We start from the raw sequence: 23,112 nt of genomic DNA on the forward strand, positions 1-23,112 counted from the left end.
AATTTGAAGCAGACTTAGCGTATTAGTTTTCGCGCGTGTGGTTAAACTTGATGTCTGGATAGCGTTCCATCGACAAGTTTAGGTTTACACGGCTTGGCGCGATATAAGTAAGGTTATCGCCACCATCAAGCGCTAAGTTGCTTTCGCACTTACGCTTAAACTCTTCAAGCTTTTTGGTATCGTCTGAGCTTACCCAACGTGCAGTGTTAACACTCACACCTTCGTAAATCGCATCAACGTTGTATTCTGCTTTTAAGCGCGCAACAACTACGTCAAACTGTAGTACACCGACCGCACCAACGATAAGGTCGTTATTAATAAGCGGTCTAAATACTTGCACAGCACCTTCTTCAGATAACTGAACTAAGCCTTTTAACAATTGCTTTTGTTTTAATGGATCTTTTAAGCGAATACGACGGAATAATTCTGGCGCGAAGTTAGGAATACCACCAAACTTCATTTTTTCACCTTGCGTGAAGGTATCACCAATTTGAATTGTACCGTGGTTATGTAAACCAATGATGTCACCTGCGTAAGCATCTTGCGCTCGCTCACGATCACCAGCCATAAAGGTTACCGCATCAGAAATACTCACTTGCTTACCAATACGCACATGGTTCATCTTCATACCTTGGCTATATTTGCCAGATACTATACGCATAAAGGCGATACGGTCACGGTGTTTAGGGTCCATGTTCGCTTGGATTTTAAATACGAAGCCAGAGAAGTTATCTTCTGTTGCAGCAACTTGGCGGTCTTCTGTTTCGCGTGGTAATGGCGCAGGAGCCCACTCAGTTAAGCCATCAAGAACATGGTCAACACCAAAGTTACCAAGTGCTGTACCAAAGTAGACTGGTGATAGTTCGCCCGCTAAGAACAGATCTAAATCAAACTCGTGTGATGCACCAATTACTAACTCTAGCTCTTCACGAAGCTGCTCAGCAAGTTCGCTACCAATCGCAGTATCAAGCTCAGGGTTATCTAAACCTTTGATAACGCGAACTTCTTGAATTGTGTGGCCTTGACCTGTGCTATACAAAATCGTTTCTTCACGGTGGATGTGATACACACCTTTAAACTCTTTACCACAACCAATCGGCCAAGTTACCGGCGCACAAGCAATGTTTAGCTCAGTTTCAACTTCGTCTAATAACTCCATTGGATCACGAATATCACGGTCACACTTATTCATGAAAGTTACGATAGGTGTGGTACGTAAGCGTGTTACTTCCATTAATTTACGAGTACGATCCTCAACACCTTTCGCTGCGTCGATGACCATTAGGCATGAGTCAACCGCAGTCAGTGTACGATAAGTATCTTCAGAGAAGTCTTCGTGTCCCGGAGTATCAAGTAAGTTAACTAGACGCTCATTGTAAGGAAATTGCATAACAGACGTAGTTACCGAGATACCACGTTCTTTTTCCATTTCCATCCAGTCTGATTTTGCGTGCTGGTTTGAGCCACGACCCTTTACGGTACCCGCTTTTTGAATCGCTTGTCCGAATAACAGAACTTTTTCTGTAATCGTGGTTTTACCCGCATCCGGGTGCGAGATGATCGCAAAGGTGCGTCGTTTATTAATTTCGGTAGTTAAATTAGACATGTAAGCTGCTTTTAGTCATAACAAAGCGCACTTAACTGCCTTATAAATTATAAAGCTCGGTGCGCACTGTAAAAATAAAATAGAATTGCCGAGCATTATACCTTGTTTGTCTTAGCCAAAAAAGCAGCGATTGCGAGTAATTACTCCCTTTTAGTTGGGTATTTTCGTTGTTCACTTTTTTGCTAGGCTTGTGTAATCAAGTTGTAACGCATACTATTGATAAATTGCACGGAGGGATGTCAATTTAGGTCATGAAAACCAGTAAGCTCAGTATTCGATTATTGTGGTATATCACACCATTAGTGATCTTACCTTTGTTGTTTTTAGGTGGCTTTACATTAACAAATGTGACCAATTCAACAAAAAAACAAGCTGAACTTATTGTCAGTCGCTTTGTTGAGCAACAGCAACAAAAAATCTTTAATTACATTGACTCATTTCACTCGATTACTAAGCTACTCTCAACCTCTCCTGTATTAGCAGACTTTTTAGCCCGCGAACCTGACTCAAAAAACCAATACATTGAACGTCTTGGCGAGTTGATGAATGTATTTGCAAGCTATTCAGAAGCTTACCCAGATATTGTTAGCATTAATTATGTTGCCCCAGACGGTAAAAGCGATGCATTTTATTCAAGTCAATTAACTCCCGCACCTAAAAGTTACCCGTTTTTTGAGCAAGTGCTACAATCGAATTTACGCCAGCAACAATTCATGATCCCCAAAGAAGATGGCTCTACTAGCCTCTACTTTGTGCACCCCATTTATAATATTGATTACTACTTAAAACAGCCGCAGCAACTGGGGTTTATTGTTGTGCATGTAGAACCATCAATATTGAATGCTAGTATTCTAGAAGCACCATTTAATAACACGCTAAATTTATTTTTAACGACTAAGGGGCAGATTTTATTTAGCTCCGACTATGACTTACGCGGCAATTATTTAAGTGAATATGAGCTTGAGCAAATTAAACAACTCGCTAACTACGGCAAACTTGCCAATATCGAACTTTCAAGTATTGATAAAGAAGAACGCATAATTTACGCAGTTGAAATGACTGATGGCGATTATTTGATCTCAACCACCCCTAAAGATTTACTTTACCAGTCAGGTAAAGCCATTAGTTTAATCACAGCACTTATAGTTATTATTTCTGTGATTTCGCTGCCTATTCTTATCTATATTGTGGTACGCAACTTACTGCTAACCCCAGTTGAACTATTAGGTGCGGCAAGTCATCGGGTTGGTGATGGTGATTTATCTGTGTACTTGCCAGCCCACACAAACGATGAAGTAGGCGTGCTTTTCAACGATTTTAATCACATGGTGAACCAAATTCGTCATTACCAAGACGAGCTTGAAGAATATAAACATCACCTAGAAGAAAAAGTAGAGAGCAGAACGAAAGCACTCGAAGCAATGAACAGCAAGCTAGAAGTAGCCATTGCGCAAGCTGAACAAGCAAACCAACTGAAAAGTCGCTTTTTAGCGAATATGAGTCATGAAATTCGTACTCCACTTACCGCAATTATGGGCTTTACAGAGCAACTTCTGCACAACAAAGATGCGGTGAATGATGAGCAGCATTTAAGCACTATTTTACGTAACTCTAAGCACTTGCTTGAGCTTATTAACAACATTCTTGATTTATCAAAAATAGAAGCTGAAAAACTCGCCGTTGAACGCGGACCATGTAATGTAGTGCAGCTTATACATGATATTGATTCAATTATTCGCCCACTGGCTAATGAAAAACAACTTACATTTAATATTAACTACCAACTACCAGTACCCAAAACCATTAATAGCGATACCACACGTTTAAAACAAATCTTGATCAATATTGCCAGCAACGCAGTTAAGTTCACTGAGAAAGGCAGCATCTCGATTGATATTAGCTACAACAGCAATAAACAACATTTAGAGTTTGCGATTCAAGACACAGGTATTGGTATGTCAGAGCGTGAGGTTGAAAGGGTATTCAAACCGTTTGAACAAGCCGATGCGACGACAACTCGCCGCTTTGGCGGTACAGGTCTTGGTTTGTGTATTTCAAAGAACTTAGCCCAGTTGCTAGGCGGTGATGTACAGCTTATTAGTGAACCTGGAAACGGCAGTTGTTTTACCATACAAGTTGCTGCTCATTTAAACGCCGAGCAGTTACAAGCAGAGGCGTTTATTCATAGCTACGAGCAACTCTCACCAAGTAAAGACGTTCAGCTTTCATTCGCAGCGAATAGCTTTGATGCCAATATACTAGTGGCCGAAGATAACCCAGATAACCAGTTGCTGATCAAACTATTGTTACAAACCTGGGGACTTGAGCCTGACATCGCGAAAAACGGTGCAGAAGCAGTAGAAATGGCATTAGTTAATGATTATCAGCTGATCATCATGGATATGCAGATGCCAGTTATGGGCGGCTTAGAAGCAACGCAAATGCTACGTCACGCAGCCTATGATGGCCCTATTATTGCGCTTACGGCCAATGTAATGAAGACTGATGTTGATACCTATATTGAAGCGGGCTGTGATGAAGCACTCGCCAAACCAATCGACAAAGATGCCCTAGAGCAAGTACTTGTAAGCTACTTACATATCGAAAAAGACAGTCAAAACAAGTGGGAAAACTTACTGAAAAGTGAGAAGTTCCAACAAATTAACGACAACTATCGCTCAAAACTACCTGATTATTTAAGCCAAGTCGTGCAGTTGTATCGCGCTAAAGAATGGGAAGCGCTACGTTCATTAGCACACAGCTTAAAAGGCAGTGCGGGATGTTTTAGTTTTGAAGCTATTCACAGGACTGCGGGTCAGCTTGAAAATGCGCTACGCAGTAATCAAACTGATCAGGTAGAGCAATGCTACGATGCACTTATCAATGCCCTTGAAGAAGCATCTTAAAGGCTAAAGCTCATCCCCATCAAAATAGCGTCTTCATTGCCTGTTGCGGTTGGATAGTAGTTCTTGCGCACCGACATATGTGAAAAGCCAGCACTTTCATACAGGCCAATAGCGGGTGCATTAGACTCACGCACTTCTAAAAATAGGTTTTCGGCTTGGTGCTGCTCGCCGTGCTCAATAAAGGCATTTAACAACTGCTTAGCAATGCCCTGCCCTTGGTACTTCGGCGCAACACAAATATTCATTAAAGTGTAATCTGGGCCCGCTTGTTCACCAATATAAAAACCTAGCATCTCATCACCTTGAAAAGCGGCCAGGTTAAAATAACGCCCAGCTAAACACGACAGCATGGTTTTCTCTGTCCAAGGGTGACTATGGCAGGCGTTTTCGATAGCCATTAACTGGCTAATATAGGTTGCATCTACAGGTTTAAAGCTTATCAAGTTGTTCACCGATTAAAGACCAAAGTTGTTTTTTCTGTTCGCCATTCAGCTTATCGCTTGGTAAGCCTAAGCAGCCCTCTTGCCAGCTAATACTCGTTGCTTTAACGATTTGGGTAATAACTAACGGCGCAAATGCTTTTTCGAGGTCTTGGTGAAACTGTAACGGTAGCGTCAGTGTTTCTTGTTGAGTGTTTGGTATCTGTTCGCCAGAAGTATCAGGCGCAGTTCGATAGTGTTGATTCAACTCTAAAGATTGTACAGAGAATATCGCAGCGTAACTTGGATTCATAACAACTCAATCATGATTAAGAGCAAGTAATATAGGGAGATTTGCGATTAAAGTAAAGAAGGAAGAAATGGCAGGGGCGGAGAGATTCGAACTCCCAACCGTCGGTTTTGGAGACCGCTGTTCTACCAATTGGAACTACGCCCCTGCAATGACGACGAATTATATAGAGCTTTTTTCAAAGGTAAAGTAAAAAAACACAGTTTTTAGTTTAACTGCTTCTTAAATAAACAAAACGGCGAATTAGCAAGCTAATCCGCCGTTTTTGTACCAATTCAGGTCAGAATAATAAAATTATTCCCACTCGATTGTTGCCGGTGGCTTACCTGAAATATCGTAAACAACACGTGAGATACCATCGATTTCGTTGATGATGCGGTTTGAAACCACACCTAAGAATTCATATGGTAAGTGTGACCAACGTGCTGTCATAAAGTCGATTGTTTCTACACAACGTAACGATACAACCCAGTCGTATTTACGCGCATCACCCATTACACCTACCGATTTAACTGGTAAGAATACCGTGAAGGCTTGGCTTACTTTATGGTATAGCTCAGCTTTGTGTAGCTCTTCAATGAAGATAGCGTCTGCGCGACGTAGTAAGTCACAGTACTCTTTCTTGATTTCACCAAGTACACGAACACCTAAACCAGGACCCGGGAATGGGTGACGGTAAAGCATGTCGTATGGTAGGCCAAGCTCAAGACCAATTTTGCGTACTTCATCTTTGAATAGCTCACGTAAAGGCTCAACAAGACCCATTTCCATATCGTCTGGTAAACCACCTACGTTGTGGTGAGACTTGATTACATGTGCTTTACCTGTTGCTGATGCAGCAGATTCGATTACGTCTGGGTAGATAGTACCTTGACCTAACCATTTAGCACTTTTCAGCTTTTTAGCTTGCTCGTCAAAAACTTTAATGAAGGTATGACCAATCGCTTTACGCTTATCTTCTGGGTCTGACTTACCTGCTAAGTCTGCTAAGAATTGATCTTCAGCATCTACTTTAACAATGTTTAGGCCAAACTTGTTGCCGAACATATCCATAACTTGCTGACCTTCGTTTAAACGAAGAAGACCGTTATCAACGAATACACACGTTAGCTTGTCGCCGATTGCACGGTGAATAAGCATGGCAACAACAGATGAATCTACACCACCAGATAAACCTAAGATAACTTCGTCATCACCTACAGTTTCCTTGATACGCTCAATCGCATCGTCGATGATTTTAGCTGGTGTCCATAGCTTCTCACAGCCACAGATATCAATCGCGAAGCGCTCAAGTAAGCGTAAACCTTGGTGAGTATGAGTTACTTCTGGGTGGAACTGTACGCCATAAAAACGTTTTTCTTCCCAAGACATTGCCGCATGTGGACATGTTGAAGTTTTAGCCGTTGTTTTGAAAGTCTCTGGTACTTCCATCACTTTATCGCCGTGGCTCATCCAAACATCTAGTACGCCTGCACCGCCGTCAGTAATGTGGTCTTCGATAGCATCGAATAACGCACAGTTACCTACTTTTTCAACTTGTGCATAACCAAACTCTTTCTTATCAGAGCTGTGAACGCTACCACCTAGTTGCGTTGCCATTGTTTGCATGCCGTAACAGATACCAAGTACTGGAACGCCTGCGTTAAATACATACTCAGGAGCACGTGGGCTGTTTTCAAGTGTTGTAGACTCAGGGCCACCCGACAAAATAATACCTTGTGGATTAAATTCGCGGATTTGCTCTTCAGTTACATCCCATGCCCATAGCTCACAGTAAACACCAATCTCACGTATACGACGTGCGATTAACTGTGTGTATTGCGAACCAAAATCTAAAATGAGAATTCGTGAATCGTGAATGTCTTTGCTCATGGAGTATCTCGTTAGTCAGGAACTGCTCTCCCAAAGGGAGATGGTCAATAAATTAGGGCTAGCAAATGCTAGCCCATGTAATTTCAATACCTTAAGGTAATTAACCTAAGCGGTAGTTTGGCGCTTCTTTAGTGATTTGCACGTCGTGAACGTGTGACTCACCCATACCAGCTGAAGTCACGCGAACAAATTGAGGTTTAGTATTTAACTCTTCAATTGTTGCACAGCCTGTTAAGCCCATTGCACTGCGAAGACCGCCCACTTGTTGGTGAATGATTGTCGCGATAGGACCTTTATAAGCAACACGGCCTTCGATACCTTCAGGAACAAGCTTGTCTGCTTCGTTTGATTTTTGGAAGTAACGGTCTGATGAACCTTCTTTTTGGTCCATCGCACCAAGGCTACCCATACCACGGTATGATTTGTAGTAACGACCTTGATATAGCTCAACTTCACCCGGTGCTTCTTCAGTACCCGCTAACATTGAACCCACCATTACACATGATGCACCAGCAACAAGTGCTTTTACGATGTCACCAGAGAAACGGATACCACCGTCAGCAATAACAGGAATATCACGGCCTTTTAAGCCTTCAACTGCGTCAGAAATAGCAGTAATTTGTGGAACACCACAACCTGTTACGATACGAGTAGTACAGATAGAACCAGGGCCGATACCAACTTTAACAGCATCAACACCCGCATCAGCAAGGGCAATCGCGCCTTCAGCTGTTGCAACGTTACCTGCTACGATTTGTAGATCTGGGTATGCTTGACGTGTTTGTGCAACACGGTCGATAACACCTTGTGAGTGGCCATGTGATGTATCGATAAGTAATACGTCAACACCTGCTTCAACAAGTGCTGCGATACGCTCATCAGTACCCGCGCCAACACCAACAGCTGCACCTACACGTAGACGACCTTGCTCGTCTTTACATGCATGCGGCTTGTCTTGTGCTTTTTGATAATCTTTTACAGTGATCATGCCTTTCAGTTTAAATGCATCATCAACTACGAGAATTTTTTCGATACGGTGCTCGTGCATTAGACCTAAGATTTCATCACGGTCTGCACCTTCTTTAACAGTCACTAACGATTCTTTTTTCGTCATTACTGTAGAAACAGGTTGCTCAAGTTTCGTTTCAAAACGCATATCACGGCTTGTCACAATACCAACAAGGTTATTGTCAGCGTCGGTTACAGGGAAACCTGAAAAACCTTTGTCTTCTGAAAGCGCGATAGCATCAGCAATTGTAAGATCCGCAGTCACAGTAACAGGGAAAGAAACAATGCCCGCTTCGTAAGTTTTAACTTTACGAACGTTTTTAGCTTGCTCTTCGATTGTCATGTTTTTGTGGATGAAACCTAAACCGCCCTCTTGCGCTAGAGCAATCGCTAAGCGTGCTTCTGTTACAGTATCCATAGATGCTGAAACTAGCGGCAAGTTAAGATTGATACCACGCGTTAAGCGAGTTGAAATATTTGCCGTGTGTGGCAAAACAGTAGAATGACCTGGTACTAAAAGTACGTCGTCAAAGGTAAGAGCTTCTTTAGCGATTCTTAGCATAGTGCAACTTCTCACATGTGGATCTGAGTATAAGGAATTGCGGCCAAATTTTATCAGCGTTATGAGCATGAGTAAATAAAATTATTCATTTATTTATGTTAGAGTACGCAGAGAATTTTTTACTGGGGTTTTTAATGGCTTTTACGCACTCAACACAGCCTGTTTACACGGTCTCGCGCCTAAATAAGGAAATTCGCCATGTTCTTGAACAAGGCTTTTCATCGCTTATCTTAAATGGTGAAATTTCTAACTTTATAGCCCCTGCATCTGGACACTGGTACTTTACGTTAAAAGACGACCGAGCACAGGTAAAAGCAGCAATGTGGCGCGGCAATAATCGCGGCCAAACTTTTCGCCCGAGCAATGGTGCACAAGTAACCGTGCGTGCCCGCGTATCTTTATATGAACCTCGTGGTGATTATCAGCTGATTGTTGAGCATATGGCTCCTGCTGGCGAAGGCTTACTAAAACAAGAATTCGATGCGCTTAAAATGCGTTTAGCTGCCGAAGGCCTATTTAGCTCAGCCCACAAAAAACCATTACCAACCAATATTAATCGCGTTGGGGTGATCACCTCAGCCACAGGTGCGGCTATACGCGATATTCTAACGGTACTTAAACGCCGTGCTCCGCAGCTTGAAGTCGTGATTTACCCAGCGATGGTGCAAGGTGCAGATGCACACAGTCAATTAATAGAAAAAATAAACATCGCCAATCAACGCAACGAAGTAGATGTGCTTATATTAGGTCGCGGTGGTGGTTCACTCGAAGATTTGTGGTGTTTTAACCATGAGCAATTAGCTCGCGCTATTTTTGAAAGTCGCTTACCTATTGTTAGCGCCGTTGGTCACGAGGTCGATACCACAATTAGTGATTATGTTGCCGATATTCGCGCCGCAACCCCTTCTGCAGCCGCAGAGCTAGTTAGTCCAAATACCGAAGAGCTATATAACAAAGTTACGCAGTTAGTTAGGCACTTAAATCATGCCTTTAAACACGCTTTAGCTGTAAAACGAAGTACTGCCACTCAATTTGAGCATCGCTTGCAGCTATGCCATCCGCGTAATCAACTCAATCAACAAGCGCAAAAGTTAGATGAGCTTAGTTTGGCCTTACATGGCGCGATGAGTAGTAAAATCCAGCGATATGAGCGAGTACTTGCTAACTTAACACCACGCTTAATGCAACGCTCACCCGAAAAGCAGTTAGCGAAAAGCGAGCATCAACTGGCGCAATTACATGCAAGGCTTACACAGGTGATGCAACAGCAACTTTCAAGTTCTCGAAACCAGCTTTCTTTACAAGCGAACCGTTTAGATTCTGTGAGTCCGCTTAGTGTGTTAGCGCGTGGTTACAGCATTACTAAAAATCAGCACGGTGGCGTTGTAAAATCAGTTAACGATGTAAGCTCTGGTGAGCTTATAACTACCGAGCTTGCTGATGGTCAACTGCAATCAAAAGTTGTATAAAATTACTCCGTGCTTGCAATAATGGTTAGACTATCGTCACTTGAGGTGGTGGAGGTAAATTTAAATTGCTTCCACCAGCTTTGTTCCATCATCTTATCGGTCATGTTACGCCAATAATGACTTGGCAAGTCATCACTCCCCTCAGGTTGCAATAGCTTAAACTGACACACAGAGCTTTTGCATGTTGAGACACTAAGCTGTGGTTGCACTGGTAAATCTGCCATGATTAAAAAATCGCTCATGGCTGTTTCAACTTGGTAGGCCCAAGCCTCATCCCGAGATTGCTCTTCTAACAAGGTATAAAGTTCATCTAGGTGTGAGTCGATTTGCTGTGGAGGTATCGCACTTGAACGGTAACTGGCAATCACCGCTTGTTGGTTTGCGACTTGTAACTTTAACTCTGCAACTTGCTGCTCAAGCTCAGTTTTGCTAGCAGCTGCTGAACTATCTGAATTAACTTCAGCGACTTGTTTATTAATAACAGGCGCTACAACAGTGGCTTGCTGCTCTGGTGCTTGAGCTATGTGTTCTTCAACAAATTGTTGCTGATAAGTTTGCGGCTGTTGTTGTGGGTCTGATTGAAAAAGTGACATAGTGACAGCGCCACAAATAAATGACGCTGCAACGGCTAATCCGAAGGATAATTTAGACAATTCCATTGCTCTTTTAAAGTGTAAAACTACAACATAGCACTGGTGTGGGAGGCATTACTAGCGGTAGTGGTACTATCGTCTAAAAAGTTTTGGTTCATGCTTTCGGCAGGACACGGACAGCTCGGTTTGCCAACCACTTTAGCTGGCACGCCAACCACAGTTGTGTGTGCTGGAACTGCACTTAACACGACAGAGTTTGCACCAATACGCGCCCCCTCTCCTACTTCGATGTTACCCAGTACTTTAGCACCCGCACCAATCAATACACCGGCGCGAATTTTCGGATGGCGGTCACCTTGCTCATTACCTGTACCACCTAAGGTTACAGACTGTAAAATAGAGACGTTATCTTCAATAACTGCTGTTTCACCAATTACAATCCCAGTTGCATGGTCAAACATAATACCATGACCAACTTTACAAGCAGGATGGATGTCAACGCCAAATACTTCTGAGGTTCTGCTCTGAATGAAGCGAGCAAGCTCTTTGCGGTTTTGTTGCCATAAACAATTTGCGAGTCGGTGTGCTTGTATTGCATGGAAGCCTTTAAGATTCAGAATAACAGTTAAGTAACTATCGGCCGCAGGGTCACGATCTTTAACTGCTTTTATGTCATGAGCCACATGCGTCAGCATTAGGTCACATTTAACAAAGGCTTGGTCAAATAATTCGCGGATTGTAAACGCCGATACTACTGCATCAGCAAGTTTATTAGCGACAATAAAACTGAGCGCCGAACCTAGGCATTCATGATTTAACACACACGAATAAACGTGACTTGCTAAAAGCGGTTCACGGGAAACGACTTCGTTTGCTTCTTCTCGAAGCTTTTGCCAAATTTCATGACGCATAATATTGCCTTTCTGGTTGTACCTAACTGCTAAGCTTTAAGTTTAACGGATTTGTAGCAAGATGTACTAACCCGTTGTTTATTTGTTCTGGTTATATCTAATAACCAGAGTAACAACACCTATTTTTACTCTTTTTACTGTGCTTTTTTGCCAACCGCATATGACAGTAGCAAATTCTAACTCTAGCCGAGCAAATTAATTAAAGTGCTTATTTTTCAATAACAAGACAGATATGACATCTTGTCTGTCATATGCCAAAATAGGCACTGACATATCGCTGACGGCGTAAAAAACAAAAATAATCATTAAATTTACATCATCAACTTAACAAGGAAACGATGATGAAAAACGACGTACTAAACTCACACAAGCTAGGTTATAAATTTTACTTTCAAGATGGTGACAACCAAATCGCATGCTTTGGTCACATTATGAGTGGTAAAGAAAAAATATATGTAAACGACGAATTGGTTAGTGAAAAGCGCAGCTTTGGCTTTAAAAGTCGTCACGACTTTAACTACCAAGGTAATGCTTATGCAGTCGATTTTGCGATGCAAAATATACTTACCGGCAAGCTTGAATGTTCGTTTTACAAAACTGGCAAATTAGTTAAACAGAGCACACAAACCTCACTTACTGATAATCCAAAACAAGTGGCTTTGGTTACCCTGGGCTGTTTTCTTGGTGGCGCAATATCAGGTTATGCAGTTGTTACTTTTATTGAACCATTTCTTGGGAAGTAAGTAATGCAACTGAACCCCAATACAATAAAAGCACTTAGACTTAAATTCGATTGGACGCAGCAGCAATTGGCCGATGCCTGTGATGTAAGCCTACGTACCATTCAACGAGTTGAAAAAGAAGGTGCGGCATCAAAAGAAACCACCATGAGCCTATGCGCAGTATTTGAAGTGCGCCAAGGTGAGCTTATTAAGCTCGATGACGAAGCACCAGAACAAAGCACAACACATGCAGTGAGTAAGCAAAATCTCGCTGCAATCGTAGCAGCTTCTTCGTTTGTCAGTTTTGCCCTTGGTATGGCAACAGTATTAGTTATTTTTTAGGAGTGAAAGATGACCAAAGAACAACGCGGCCACACTACACTTATCGGCTTTGTAATAACAACCATACTCTTTGCGCTAGCTGTTAAAGTTAGCTCACTACTTTAGTTGATAATAGGTCAATATAGAGCCCAGCTACATCACGGCTGGGCTGTATTTATGTTACTGCTTTAATTGATAGCGATTAAAGGTTGCAGTAGCTAACGCAACAGGTATATCAGGCGCATCTGATTTATAAACATTAGCAATAACCGTACATAAGGTTCTTCCCTTATGGATCACTTCTGACTCGGCAATAATTTTATCTCCTGGAGAAAGTGGTTTAAAAAACTTTACGTTAAGCTCAACAGTACTGCACATTTGGCCTTTATCCATAATCGTTACCATCGCACAGCCTAAGCTTGAATCGAGAAACCCAGAGACAACACCACCATGAACAGCCCCTGTTGGTGAGACATGATCACGTCTAATTAATAATGATGTAATAACTTTATTTTCTTCCTTTTTGACTGAATCAATTTCAAAACCTAGCCAATCGCCATAGCTATCACTTTGCTGGAAAGAAATACCGATATGTTCAGATAAAAAATCTAGCGTTTTCAACTAACCACTCCCCTACTTCTTTAAGATTTTAAAGGCCTAGTTGCGCATATACATCTATTAGTTCTTCATGTATTTTTGCGTTTGCGTATTCAAGCCCATCGGCGCGCCGAGGGTCATCAATGACCTCTACCCATTTTTGCCCATACTTAACAACCTCGTCTTCACCACAAGCATCTGCATTAAACATGTACAATGGCTGAGAATAATTCATTTTGGCTAAGTTGGCTGTAAGCTGAAATGGTTTTAAAACCTCAGGTACAGTAGCGAACATATGAAAGCCATTGTAATTTTTTGCTTGTCCTCCAGCAGAGCAAATTATTTGTAAGTCTTTGCCTTTAAGCTTGTCTCCTTTGCTTCCGTATGCAAATTGATATTGTAAAACATCATCAAGCCACTTCTTAAGAAGAGGAGTCATTGACCACCAATAGATAGGAAATTGAATCACGATTCTGTCATGAGACAACAACGCTTGTTCTTTTTCGATATCGATTTTAAAGTCAGGATATTCCAAATACATATCTCTACTTGTTGCTACTTTACCTGACTGCTCTAATTGCTTCTTCCAAGTATTATTGACTCGTGATGCGTTGAGATCGGGGTGAAATACTAAGTGTAAGATTTTCATAAAGATCCTTACTTTATTAATTTAAAATGTTTAAGTGCTGCAACAGCAACGGTGTCTCCAAATTCCTGCACAAAATGCCCTGCATTATTTATTTCTAGAGGTTCAGGGCAATTTTTGATTACGCTTTGCATAAAATTCATAACTGTAGGTCCTAACATTTTGTCTTTCATACCTATTGCCATGAATGATTCGCCTTGCCACTCACTTTTCCAAAATTGAAATGCTCGAGTTGAAATTTTTACGCACTGAGGATCTGGCGCAGCAACAATTTTAGGGAACTTTTTGACGCCAGCTTGATAACTTGCATCTGGATATGGAGATGCATATGCACTCGCTTCATCGCTGTCAATTGTTGGCGCATACTTTTTGAAAAAACTAGCGAGATTTAATTCATTTGGCAGAACGATATCGTCATGCCATTTTAAGAATTCAGGACTGCTCACAGGCTCAACCAGCAACCCTGTATTCATGATGATTAATCTTTTAAAACGCTCTGGCATATCTTGAGGCAATGTAAGACCCAAAAGCCCTCCCCAATCTTGGCAAACCAAAGTAATATTATTTAAATCTAACCTCTTAATAAGTTCGATTAAGTAGTTACGATGAAACTCAAACGTATAAACATTCTCATCAATTGGTTTATCTGACTTACCAAAGCCAAAAAGATCTGGGGCTATCACCCTGCCTCCGACATTAACAAATTCAGGGATCATTTTTCTGTAAAGGTAACTCCAAGCAGGCTCACCATGCAGACATAAAAAAACTTCTTCAGAGTCAGGATTACCTTCATCAAGGTAGTGAGCCCTCAAGCCTTCATATCCCTTCAAATCACTAAAGTAATTAGCTTCAAAAGGATAATCTTTAATATTATCAAAGCTACTTTGTGGTGTGCGTTTACTATTTATCATGCCTATTCCTCAACAATAAAAAACATTAGGTCAAGTGACCTATTTAAAATTTAGGTCAGATGACCTATAATGTCAACATTGAATTTAACTGTTGAGTACTCGTAAAATGATAAGGTTTGATTACTAAGCAGAAATACTTTGAGATTTTAATGAAGAAAAATGCCAAAACAGATTTAATAATAGATACGGCTTTGCATATTCTTAGACACGAAGGTGATTATGGCGTGACAATGAGAAAAGTTGCCAACGAAGCTGGTATGACTTTGAGCAATGTTCAATATTATTTCAAAAATAAAGATGAGCTTTTAAAGGCGATGGCAGATCGCTATTTCAAATCATGTCTTGACGATATGAGACAAATGGATCCAATAAGCAACCTAGAGAACCCAAGCAATGAGCTCCATTCGCTGCTAGAGAGCTTTCTAAGTCATGGTTTGAAATTAACCCAAATGTGCAGGATATTTAGGGAGTATTGGGCTATATCGACACGAAATGAAGTTATCAATCAACATATAAAATTTTACTACGAAGAAATGGCATTGATCTTAGCTGATAAATTGCGACCTATTTCTCACTCAGACTCAAACGTTTCTAGAGCTGTATCTATATTTATCCCATTTGTAGAAGGTTACTCAATCACCGCACAAGCTATGCCCGAACGCATTGATTCAATCTCAAAAATAATGACTGAAGTTATACTTAACTTACTCACTGATGAGCATGAATAAATTAAACTACACATATATCTTCGTAAGTTATCATCTGTAAAATTTATTCAATCACACTCTTTTTTACTTTTAACCATGCAATCTAATAATTTATTGCTACTCTTTAGAAAAGTGTAAAGCAGGAATTGGTGTGCTTGAGTCAAAGGAATTTTTAAGGTTAATACTCGATACTCTCCCTGAGCATATTGTTGTCATCAACGCCGAAGGCGATATCAAATTTGTAAATCGCAGCTGGCAAACATTTGGCGAACAAAATAACTGTGCGTGCAATGAGCAATGGCAACAACAAAATTACCTCGCAATTTGTAGGTCAGCGGCTTGCCAAAACGATGAGTTTGGAGCAAAAGCGTTTAATGGAATAAAACAAGTAATTAACCATCAGTGCGAAGAGTTCTATCTTGAATATCCATGCCATAGCGACATGGAAAAGCGCTGGTTTTTAATGCGAGCAGCTTCTCTTTTTTATGATAATCAGCGTTTTATCGTTATAAGTCACTTAAATATCACCGAAAGAAAGCTTGCTGAACAACAAGTCCAACAACTTGCTAGAATTGATGGCCTAACACAAATAGCTAATAGACGATTTTTTGATAGTTTTATTTTACAAGAATGGAGTCGTTGCTCGAGATTAAATTTACCTGTTTCGTTAGCTATGATTGACCTTGATAATTTTAAAACGCTAAATGATAAATTTGGTCACTTAGTTGGTGATAGCTGTCTAAAAGAAGTTGCAAAACTACTGCCTGAATTTACTCGCAGGCCCGGTGACTTGTGCGCCAGATACGGTGGTGAAGAGTTTGTACTGGTGCTTGGCAATACACAAAGTAAGCAAGCACAAAGTCTAGTAACACGCTTAATAGATATGATCAGTAAATTACAATTAGCTGAACTTACAGGTCATCCATTAACGGTTAGTATTGGTTTAGCTACTATTTACCCTAGTAGCGATAGTGATGCCATGTTACTCATTGAAATGGCTGATTGCGCGCTTTATCAAGCAAAAGAAGCTGGCCGAAATCAACTTGTGGTTGCTGATAACATCGAGCCATTAAACCTAGAAAAATGCCCCTAATTAGGGGCATTGATTAGAGCTTGTTTATCCAGTTATTACTGAAATACTTTTTCGACATCAAGTACTTTAATATTTTTTGCTGGTATTGCGAGCTTATAGTCTGCAATTACTTTATCTTCAGCAACAAGTTCTGCTGGTTTTTCAGCGTTATACACCATTGGTGATGTTTGCTCTGAAGCTAAGCGTTTTTGCATGTCTTTGCCATCACCAGTAATAAACACATAGTGGATATTCTCTGTTTGCAGGTTATCGCGAATAACACGGTTAACATCATCAAGGGTTAGCTTTTCAAGCTTGCCACGCACATAGTCAACAAAGCTCTCTGTGCTATAGAACTCACTATCAAGGGCATAGCCTAATTGGCGGTCTTGGCTTGCAACCATTTGTGGCACAAAGTTAATTAAGAAGTTACGAGTCGCTTCAAAATCTTCTTTGCTGATGCCATTTTTAATTAGCTTATCAAGTTCAAATAATGCCGTACGTGTTGCAAAGTGCGCATCGTTATTAGAACGAAGCGGACGTAACCATACTTGGAAAATTTGCTCTGAACGGCCTAAATTAGCATCTGGTTTAGTTTGGAACATACCACGCGGGAAGTACTCAATGTATGCATAGTCACCATAGTTCATACCACGGGTTTGACGAATACGCTGATACAAGAAGCTGTTTGAGCTGCGGTGTTCGCCAAAGTAAGAACGCACTAACCAAAGCGCAGTCCAGTCATCACTGCTACGAATTGTATCGATTGGGAAACCAAATGACACAGCGGTAGATTGCGCTGACTTTTCAACAATCGTTGCATGATGACCTTTAAGTTCTGGCGCATCAGGGATCGTTAAGCGGCTTTCTTTACCTTGTGGAAGCGATGTTAAATCTTTCAGCATTGTCGATTTAACATCACTCGGAACAGCACCAATTAGACCTACTGTTAACTTAGATTGGGTAAACTGATTAGCATAAAACGCTTTTACATCGTCAAGTGTTAGTGCTTCAAGGTCTGATAAATCACCATAGTTATAGCTTTCATACGGGTGGCCTTTATAAAGTTGATGATAAAGCACTTCTTTACCTAGCTCTTCGTCATTAGATGCTTTAAGGCCTGCTTTAATGCTATCAATAAGCTCTTTTTTCAGGCGTTTAAAATCATCTTCTCTAAAGCCTGGGTTTAACATCTGGTCGCTAACAAGTGCATACCACTGCGCAGCATTATCTTTATGTACACGACCACGTAAAGAAATCATCTCTTTATCGATTTGATAGCCAAAGCTTCCCGCTAGTGGATATAGCGCTTTTTGAATATCTTTGTAGCTCATCGTTTCTGAGCCACCTTGCGCTAGCATTGCAGCTGTTAATGCCGCTAAGCCTTTTTTGCCTTGGGGATCAGCCGCTGCACCGGTATTGAATAACCAGTTCACATCAACCAATGGTGAGCTATTTGTTTTATCAAGTACTTTAAAGTGACGCTCTGTTGGGGCTTGCTCAATACTGGCAACCAAGGCATTTAAATCAACTTCTTGCTCAAAACCAGCCACTTTATCAAGCGCCGACATTGTCACCGTGGTACGGCTCGGATCAACAAAGTACTTGTTTGCTACCGCTTTGATATCTTCTGGCGTGATGCTATCAGCCGTGGCATAAAGTTGGTTAATCACTTCAGGGTCACGCTCAAAGTGCATGTAGCTTGCAAGTGTTGAAGCGATTGACTGCGATGAATCAAGACCATTTATAAAGCTATATTTTAGGTTTGATTTTAAATCAGCTAACTTTTGTGCATCAACAAGCTCAGTACGCGCTTGTGCATAGGTACGGTTAATCGCATCACGGGCTTTAGCAAGGTCCGCTTCGTTCTCTACTTTTACAAAAACATGTAATAAACCTGGATCTTTAGTATCTGGGTTATAGGTAAACATTTGGCTGGCAATTTGTTTATCAACAACAAGTTCTTGATAAAGTGCCGAATTATTAGAGAAATACAGCTGTGAGATCAAATCAAGAGCGGCACGGTCCTTTTGAGTAGGATCCCATGCCGTGCCTTTGTATGACACAAGCAACCAGTGGCCTGGTAAACCATCATTTTTCTCATGTACATATTTTGCTGTTTTTTGCTTTGGCTCAACAGGAATGTCTGCTTGGTAATCGCCTTTTTTCCAGTTACCCCAATGCTTTTTCACCATCGCCATGGTTTCTTGTGGATCAACATCACCAACAATGACTAAAGATACATATTCTGGTTTATAAAATTTAGCGAAAAACTCTTTACCGTACGCCATTTGATCAGGCATTGCTTCAATGTCTTCGAAAAAGCCCATTGTAGTGTGCTTATACGTATGCTTTTCGAATGCTTCGTTACGAACTGCAGAAAGTAACTTACGAATTGGGCTAGCATTATTCTTTAAATACTCACCTTTTACAGTCAGCGCTTCGGTGCGGAACTGCTCTTCGCTGTATGTCAGGTTTTGGAAAATATCAGCTTCGATTTCAAGTACTTTATCTAAGTGCTCTTTTGAGAAGTTTAAGTGATAGTTCGTGTAATCGTTGGTCGTATACGCGCGATTATCAACACCCGAGTTCTTTAAAATATCTGAATACACATCTTGCGGGAATTTTTCAGAGCCTTTAAACATCATATGCTCAAAGAAGTGGGCAAAACCGGTTTTACCTGCTTCAACTTCATTACGTGAACCAACCGATACCGGAATTTGCAGTGACACAACATCTGGGTAATCCGTTTTAACGACCATCACGCGAAGGCCATTCTCAAGCTCTTCTAATAGGTAATCTTGGCTAAATACACGGTTATCATCTTGGCTTACTCGCTGCTCAATTTCGACTTCTTTAACCATAGTTGACTGTGAGTTACTTGCGCAGCCACTCAGCGCCAGTGTTACAGCAACACTGGTTGCTAATAATCTAAATTTCATAATGTTCCCTTGTTAGTTATTTTTCTCATAATCATTGCTGCTTGATTATGCATCAAAGCGCCAGAAAATATGAGGGTCAGCGCAATAATTTATGTAAACAGGTGTGTCAATTTAACTAAACGCTCAGCTTTAAACTTGAGCAAAATTCATAGTCATTGAAAAACTTTCATGAAAAAAATCTATCTAGACGTCTAAATGGCTGCTATATTATTTGTCATAGACATTAGCACGAGCTGGAATGAGGATTATGGCTTTATCATTACAAGAGAAAATTGAAGACACCAATCAAGGCGTCTACCTAATTGGTACCACACCACCAAAGTCAGGTACTGATAAAGCACAGCTTGAGACCATTGCTCAGAAGCTACTTGGTCGTTTACACGAAATTGAATACGACGGTGTAATCATCTACGACATTCAAGATGAGAGTAGCCGTATTGCAAAGCCACGCCCTTTTCCATTTAAAGAAACGGTGGATCCACGTGAATACAGTCAGCTACTACGTAGCTTGTCGCAACTTGATGTGATCACATATAAGAGCGTAGCCCAGCGTGGTGAAGCAGAATTTACCGAGTGGTTAAACGAAACACGTAACGACTTCGAATTAAAAAACTTAGTGTTAGTGGGTAGTCCATCATCTCATGGCGATATCAAACTAAGCCTTCCTGATGCATATAAAACGCTTGCAAAGCAAAGCAGTGATGTGTTTTTAGGTGGCGTTACCATTGCCGAACGTCACGCTAGCAAACGCAATGAACATGAGCGCTTAGTTGAAAAAACAGCACAAGGTTGTAAGTTTTTCATCTCGCAAGCGGTTTACAATGCGCAAGCTACGATTGATTTGATCACTAGCTATGCACGTAGCTGTAAAGCACAAGGCACAACACCAAAACGCATTATTCTAACGTTTACCCCTTGTGGTGGTGAAAAAACCTTAGAATTTATGGAGTGGTTAGGTATTTCGGTACCAGAAGCAACTAAGTACCGCATGTTAGATTCTGCAAATACATTGAGTGAATCAGTGCGTATTTGCCGTGAGAATCTCGATTTAATTTTACAAAGCTGTGCGCATTTAGATGTGCCGCTAGGTTTAAATATTGAGAGCTTAACTAACCGTAAAGAAGAAATTGATGCGTCAATTAACCTTTACCGTTTACTTAAAGCAACCATGGAATTAAACCTAGCTGAAAAGCAAATAGCTTAGCGGGCAAGTTTAGAGGCTTGCTTTTTCTCATACATATCTTCATCAGCCCGCTTTAATAGCTCAGCAAATGTTTCTTTAGGTTGAGCTACAATACCTGAGCCTATACTCAAATTAAGTTCAGGTATTGCCATATGTTTAAGGTTTTCTTTAAACGCTTCATTAAGTTTGTAGCTAATCGCTTCGATACAGTCGTTACTTTTCACTTGCAGAACCGCAATAAATTCATCTCCTCCTAAGCGGCCAATAATATCAGCCTCTCGTAGATATTGCTTCAATGTATCAGCCAGACATATCAGTGCTTTATCTCCTACTTCGTGACCATGCTTATCATTGAGTGGTTTAAAGTTATCTATATCGATAAACAAACAACAGATATTAAAGCCCAACCGGGCGGCAAGATTTAATTTATGTTGGCAAAGTAAATTGAGTGCGCGGCGATTATAAATATTTGTGAGGGGGTCTAGCATCGCAATTTCACGCATTTGGGTGAAATTATCAAGTAGAGCTAAATCATCTTCCACCATATCCCTAAGCTGTTCGATGAGTTCTAAAAGACTATGCTGATAATCAGTTTTCTTAAAATCCATTACACAAAAAGTACCAAACGGTTCCCCGCTCGGCCAAGTTATAGGCACACCTAAATAGGATTCAACGCCATCGACAGTAAGTGGACAATCATCCCATTGATTATCTAGACTAACTTGTGGAATGTATAAAGGAGCCATATCTTTTAATACCTTTTTGCAAAAGATATTGTCGTCAATGGCTAACTCGATTCCAGCATGGTAAGGGTTTTCTCGTTGTTCGCTAGAAACAATTATGCGGTATGCTTCATCTGTCTTATGAACAATAAAGCCTGCAGGCGCTGAGAATAACTCGGTCATTAAATCGACTGTTTTTTGCCATTTTTGCAAAGAAAACTGGTTGTCAGGCTGACAAAATGACCATTTATTAACTTCTAACATACTACACACTTATTTTAGTCAGTGGATAGTATAAATATACGTCACTTTTTACGGTGTCTCATACTTTTTTGACCCAAAATACGCTTTTTATCTCGCGAGCGACGAGCTTTATTAGTGTTTTTTCTTATATTTTTAGGCTCTTTCGTTAAATCTGGCTCATACCCCGGTAACCACTGAGGAGTAAGTCTGGTGCCCAGCAAAATGTCTATTTCATCTAATAACCATTGTTCATCAATGCTAACTAGCGATAACGCTAACCCTTTTTCGCCAGCACGACCTGTACGACCTATTCGATGCACATAATCTTCAGCCACATAAGGTAGCTCATAGTTAATGACATATTTTAAAGAGGCAATATCAAGGCCGCGAGCGGCCACATCAGTCGCGACTAATACCCTAGTTACACCAGATTTAAAGTTTTGTAATGCTTTATCTCGCGCCCCTTGGCTTTTATCACCATGAATTGATTCGGTTTTTAAGCCATCTTTAGACATTTCTTTAGCAAGCACATCAGCAGTTTGTTTAGTTCGGGTAAATATCAGTACTTGCTGCCAATTTTTCATGCCAATCATGTGTGACACCAGCTCACGTTTACGGTCTTCATCAACCGCATAAACTAGCTGCTCAACTTCAACCGCTGCCGAGTTGCGTTTATTCACTTCAACTAGTTTAGGATCATCTAGTAACTGCTTACTAAGCTTAAAGATACTGTCATCAAATGTGGCTGAAAAAAGTAAGGTTTGGCGTTCTTTTGGCACATGACGCAAGATACGTTTTATCTCGTCAATAAACCCCATATCAAGCATGCGATCAGCTTCATCAAATACCAAAGCATTAATACTAGAAAGTTTAATACTGCCTTTGATCAGATGATCAAGTAAACGCCCCGGAGTTGCAACAACAACCTGCGCCCCTTTTATGGCTTTAATTTGTGGTCCAATACTAGCGCCGCCATAAGCCAGTGCCGCTTTTATTTCAGTATGCGCAGCATAACGCTCTACACTTGCAAAAACTTGCTGTGCGAGCTCTCGGGTTGGCGTTAAAATTAGGACTTTAACAGCATCAGGGAGTACTTCAGCAGATAACAAATTGTGCAGTAGTGGTAAAACAAAGGCAGCAGTTTTACCCGTACCAGTTTGTGCGCTGCCCATTACATCTGCACCCGCTAAAATAAGTGGGATGGTTTGCGCTTGAATTGCTGTGGGTGTGTGATAATTCTCTTCTTGCAAGGCTGTTAGCAATGCAGGTGCAAGATTTAACTCTGAAAAGGTCGCTACTGACATAGTCTGAAGTATATTTAGCTATAAAAACGCTATTGTACGCGGAACATCAGCAACAAAAAAGGCGCAATAAGCGCCCTTTGTCGTAA

The 23,112-nt window shown here is 40.9% G+C and carries 20 protein-coding genes and 1 tRNA gene; 7 read left to right on the forward strand and 14 right to left on the reverse strand.

Features of this window, described 5'->3' with window-relative positions; translation table 11 throughout:
• Window positions 1-22: 22 nt before the first annotated feature.
• Window positions 23-1,606, reverse strand: coding sequence for a peptide chain release factor 3 (gene prfC / locus JIG37_RS19800; RefSeq protein ID WP_054551232.1), 1,584 nt, complete (start codon window positions 1,604-1,606; stop codon window positions 23-25).
• Between the two features lie 251 nt (window positions 1,607-1,857).
• On the opposite strand from prfC, the gene JIG37_RS19805 reads away from it, so the two are divergent.
• Window positions 1,858-4,512, forward strand: coding sequence for a hybrid sensor histidine kinase/response regulator (locus JIG37_RS19805; RefSeq protein ID WP_199530130.1), 2,655 nt, complete (start codon window positions 1,858-1,860; stop codon window positions 4,510-4,512).
• Here the strand turns inward: JIG37_RS19805 and rimI are convergent.
• The 5 genes from rimI to guaB all read right to left on the reverse strand — a co-directional run bounded on the left by rimI (window position 4,509) and on the right by guaB (window position 8,683).
• Window positions 4,509-4,955: a ribosomal protein S18-alanine N-acetyltransferase gene (gene rimI / locus JIG37_RS19810; protein WP_199530131.1), complete on the reverse strand. Its 447-nt coding sequence runs from the start codon at window positions 4,953-4,955 to the stop codon at window positions 4,509-4,511. The two genes, JIG37_RS19805 and rimI, sit on opposite strands and share 4 nt — an antisense overlap.
• Window positions 4,942-5,244: a hypothetical protein gene (locus JIG37_RS19815; RefSeq protein WP_054551229.1), complete on the reverse strand. Its 303-nt coding sequence runs from the start codon at window positions 5,242-5,244 to the stop codon at window positions 4,942-4,944. The genes rimI and JIG37_RS19815 overlap by 14 nt, the downstream gene beginning before the upstream one ends.
• A gap of 68 nt (window positions 5,245-5,312) precedes the next feature.
• Window positions 5,313-5,389 (reverse strand) — tRNA-Trp (locus JIG37_RS19820).
• A 146-nt stretch (window positions 5,390-5,535) separates the two neighbouring features.
• Window positions 5,536-7,113, reverse strand: a complete 1,578-nt coding sequence (gene guaA / locus JIG37_RS19825; protein WP_054551226.1) for a glutamine-hydrolyzing GMP synthase — start codon at window positions 7,111-7,113, stop codon at window positions 5,536-5,538.
• A gap of 100 nt (window positions 7,114-7,213) precedes the next feature.
• Window positions 7,214-8,683, reverse strand: coding sequence for an IMP dehydrogenase (gene guaB, locus JIG37_RS19830; protein WP_054551225.1), 1,470 nt, complete (start codon window positions 8,681-8,683; stop codon window positions 7,214-7,216).
• A gap of 134 nt (window positions 8,684-8,817) precedes the next feature.
• On the opposite strand from guaB, the gene xseA reads away from it, so the two are divergent.
• Window positions 8,818-10,152 (forward strand): exodeoxyribonuclease VII large subunit, encoded by a 1,335-nt coding sequence (xseA, locus tag JIG37_RS19835; RefSeq protein WP_199530132.1) that lies wholly within the window; start codon window positions 8,818-8,820, stop codon window positions 10,150-10,152.
• Between the two features lie 2 nt (window positions 10,153-10,154).
• Here xseA and JIG37_RS19840 read toward each other — a convergent pair whose 3' ends face one another.
• The gene (locus JIG37_RS19840; RefSeq protein ID WP_199530133.1) at window positions 10,155-10,805 is read right to left on the reverse strand and encodes a hypothetical protein; all 651 of its coding nucleotides are present in this window, start codon (window positions 10,803-10,805) and stop codon (window positions 10,155-10,157) included.
• A 26-nt stretch (window positions 10,806-10,831) separates the two neighbouring features.
• Window positions 10,832-11,656, reverse strand: coding sequence for a serine O-acetyltransferase (cysE, locus tag JIG37_RS19845; RefSeq protein ID WP_138599624.1), 825 nt, complete (start codon window positions 11,654-11,656; stop codon window positions 10,832-10,834).
• Window positions 11,657-11,994: 338 nt separating this feature from the next.
• On the opposite strand from cysE, the gene JIG37_RS19850 reads away from it, so the two are divergent.
• On the forward strand, window positions 11,995-12,399 hold the full coding sequence (locus JIG37_RS19850; protein ID WP_348535095.1) for a hypothetical protein: 405 nt from the start codon (window positions 11,995-11,997) through the stop codon (window positions 12,397-12,399).
• Between the two features lie 3 nt (window positions 12,400-12,402).
• The gene (locus JIG37_RS19855) at window positions 12,403-12,720 is read left to right on the forward strand and encodes a helix-turn-helix transcriptional regulator (protein ID WP_054551220.1); all 318 of its coding nucleotides are present in this window, start codon (window positions 12,403-12,405) and stop codon (window positions 12,718-12,720) included.
• Between the two features lie 159 nt (window positions 12,721-12,879).
• Here JIG37_RS19855 and JIG37_RS19860 read toward each other — a convergent pair whose 3' ends face one another.
• The 3 genes from JIG37_RS19860 to JIG37_RS19870 are packed head-to-tail and all read right to left on the reverse strand — an operon-like array spanning window position 12,880 to window position 14,853.
• Window positions 12,880-13,320: a PaaI family thioesterase gene (locus tag JIG37_RS19860; RefSeq protein ID WP_054551219.1), complete on the reverse strand. Its 441-nt coding sequence runs from the start codon at window positions 13,318-13,320 to the stop codon at window positions 12,880-12,882.
• Between the two features lie 28 nt (window positions 13,321-13,348).
• Entirely contained in the window at window positions 13,349-13,945 is a 597-nt protein-coding gene (locus tag JIG37_RS19865; protein ID WP_199530134.1) for an NAD(P)H-dependent oxidoreductase, read from the reverse strand.
• An 8-nt stretch (window positions 13,946-13,953) separates the two neighbouring features.
• Window positions 13,954-14,853: a haloalkane dehalogenase gene (locus tag JIG37_RS19870; protein ID WP_199530135.1), complete on the reverse strand. Its 900-nt coding sequence runs from the start codon at window positions 14,851-14,853 to the stop codon at window positions 13,954-13,956.
• A 149-nt stretch (window positions 14,854-15,002) separates the two neighbouring features.
• Here JIG37_RS19870 and JIG37_RS19875 point away from each other — a divergent pair, with 149 nt between their 5' ends.
• Both JIG37_RS19875 and JIG37_RS19880 read left to right on the forward strand, forming a co-directional pair.
• Entirely contained in the window at window positions 15,003-15,581 is a 579-nt protein-coding gene (locus JIG37_RS19875) for a TetR/AcrR family transcriptional regulator (protein ID WP_138616334.1), read from the forward strand.
• Between the two features lie 130 nt (window positions 15,582-15,711).
• The gene (locus JIG37_RS19880) at window positions 15,712-16,653 is read left to right on the forward strand and encodes a sensor domain-containing diguanylate cyclase (RefSeq protein WP_166340633.1); all 942 of its coding nucleotides are present in this window, start codon (window positions 15,712-15,714) and stop codon (window positions 16,651-16,653) included.
• A 35-nt stretch (window positions 16,654-16,688) separates the two neighbouring features.
• On the opposite strand, the gene JIG37_RS19885 is transcribed toward JIG37_RS19880, so the two are convergent.
• Window positions 16,689-19,574: a M16 family metallopeptidase gene (locus tag JIG37_RS19885; protein ID WP_199530136.1), complete on the reverse strand. Its 2,886-nt coding sequence runs from the start codon at window positions 19,572-19,574 to the stop codon at window positions 16,689-16,691.
• 247 nt (window positions 19,575-19,821) lie between these two features.
• Between JIG37_RS19885 and JIG37_RS19890 the strand changes: the two genes are divergently transcribed.
• A complete protein-coding gene (locus JIG37_RS19890; RefSeq protein ID WP_054551213.1) occupies window positions 19,822-20,778 on the forward strand; it encodes a hypothetical protein in 957 nt (318 codons plus the stop codon).
• Here JIG37_RS19890 and JIG37_RS19895 read toward each other — a convergent pair.
• Both JIG37_RS19895 and JIG37_RS19900 read right to left on the reverse strand, forming a co-directional pair.
• On the reverse strand, window positions 20,775-21,743 hold the full coding sequence (locus JIG37_RS19895; RefSeq protein ID WP_138599617.1) for a sensor domain-containing diguanylate cyclase: 969 nt from the start codon (window positions 21,741-21,743) through the stop codon (window positions 20,775-20,777). The genes JIG37_RS19890 and JIG37_RS19895 overlap by 4 nt on opposite strands.
• 41 nt (window positions 21,744-21,784) lie before the next feature.
• Window positions 21,785-23,026, reverse strand: a complete 1,242-nt coding sequence (locus tag JIG37_RS19900; protein WP_187490227.1) for a DEAD/DEAH box helicase — start codon at window positions 23,024-23,026, stop codon at window positions 21,785-21,787.
• Window positions 23,027-23,112 lie beyond the last annotated feature (86 nt).

The sequence above is a fragment of the Pseudoalteromonas sp. bablab_jr010 genome, assembly GCF_016464105.1.
Classification (GTDB): Bacteria; Pseudomonadota; Gammaproteobacteria; order Enterobacterales; family Alteromonadaceae; genus Pseudoalteromonas; species Pseudoalteromonas simplex.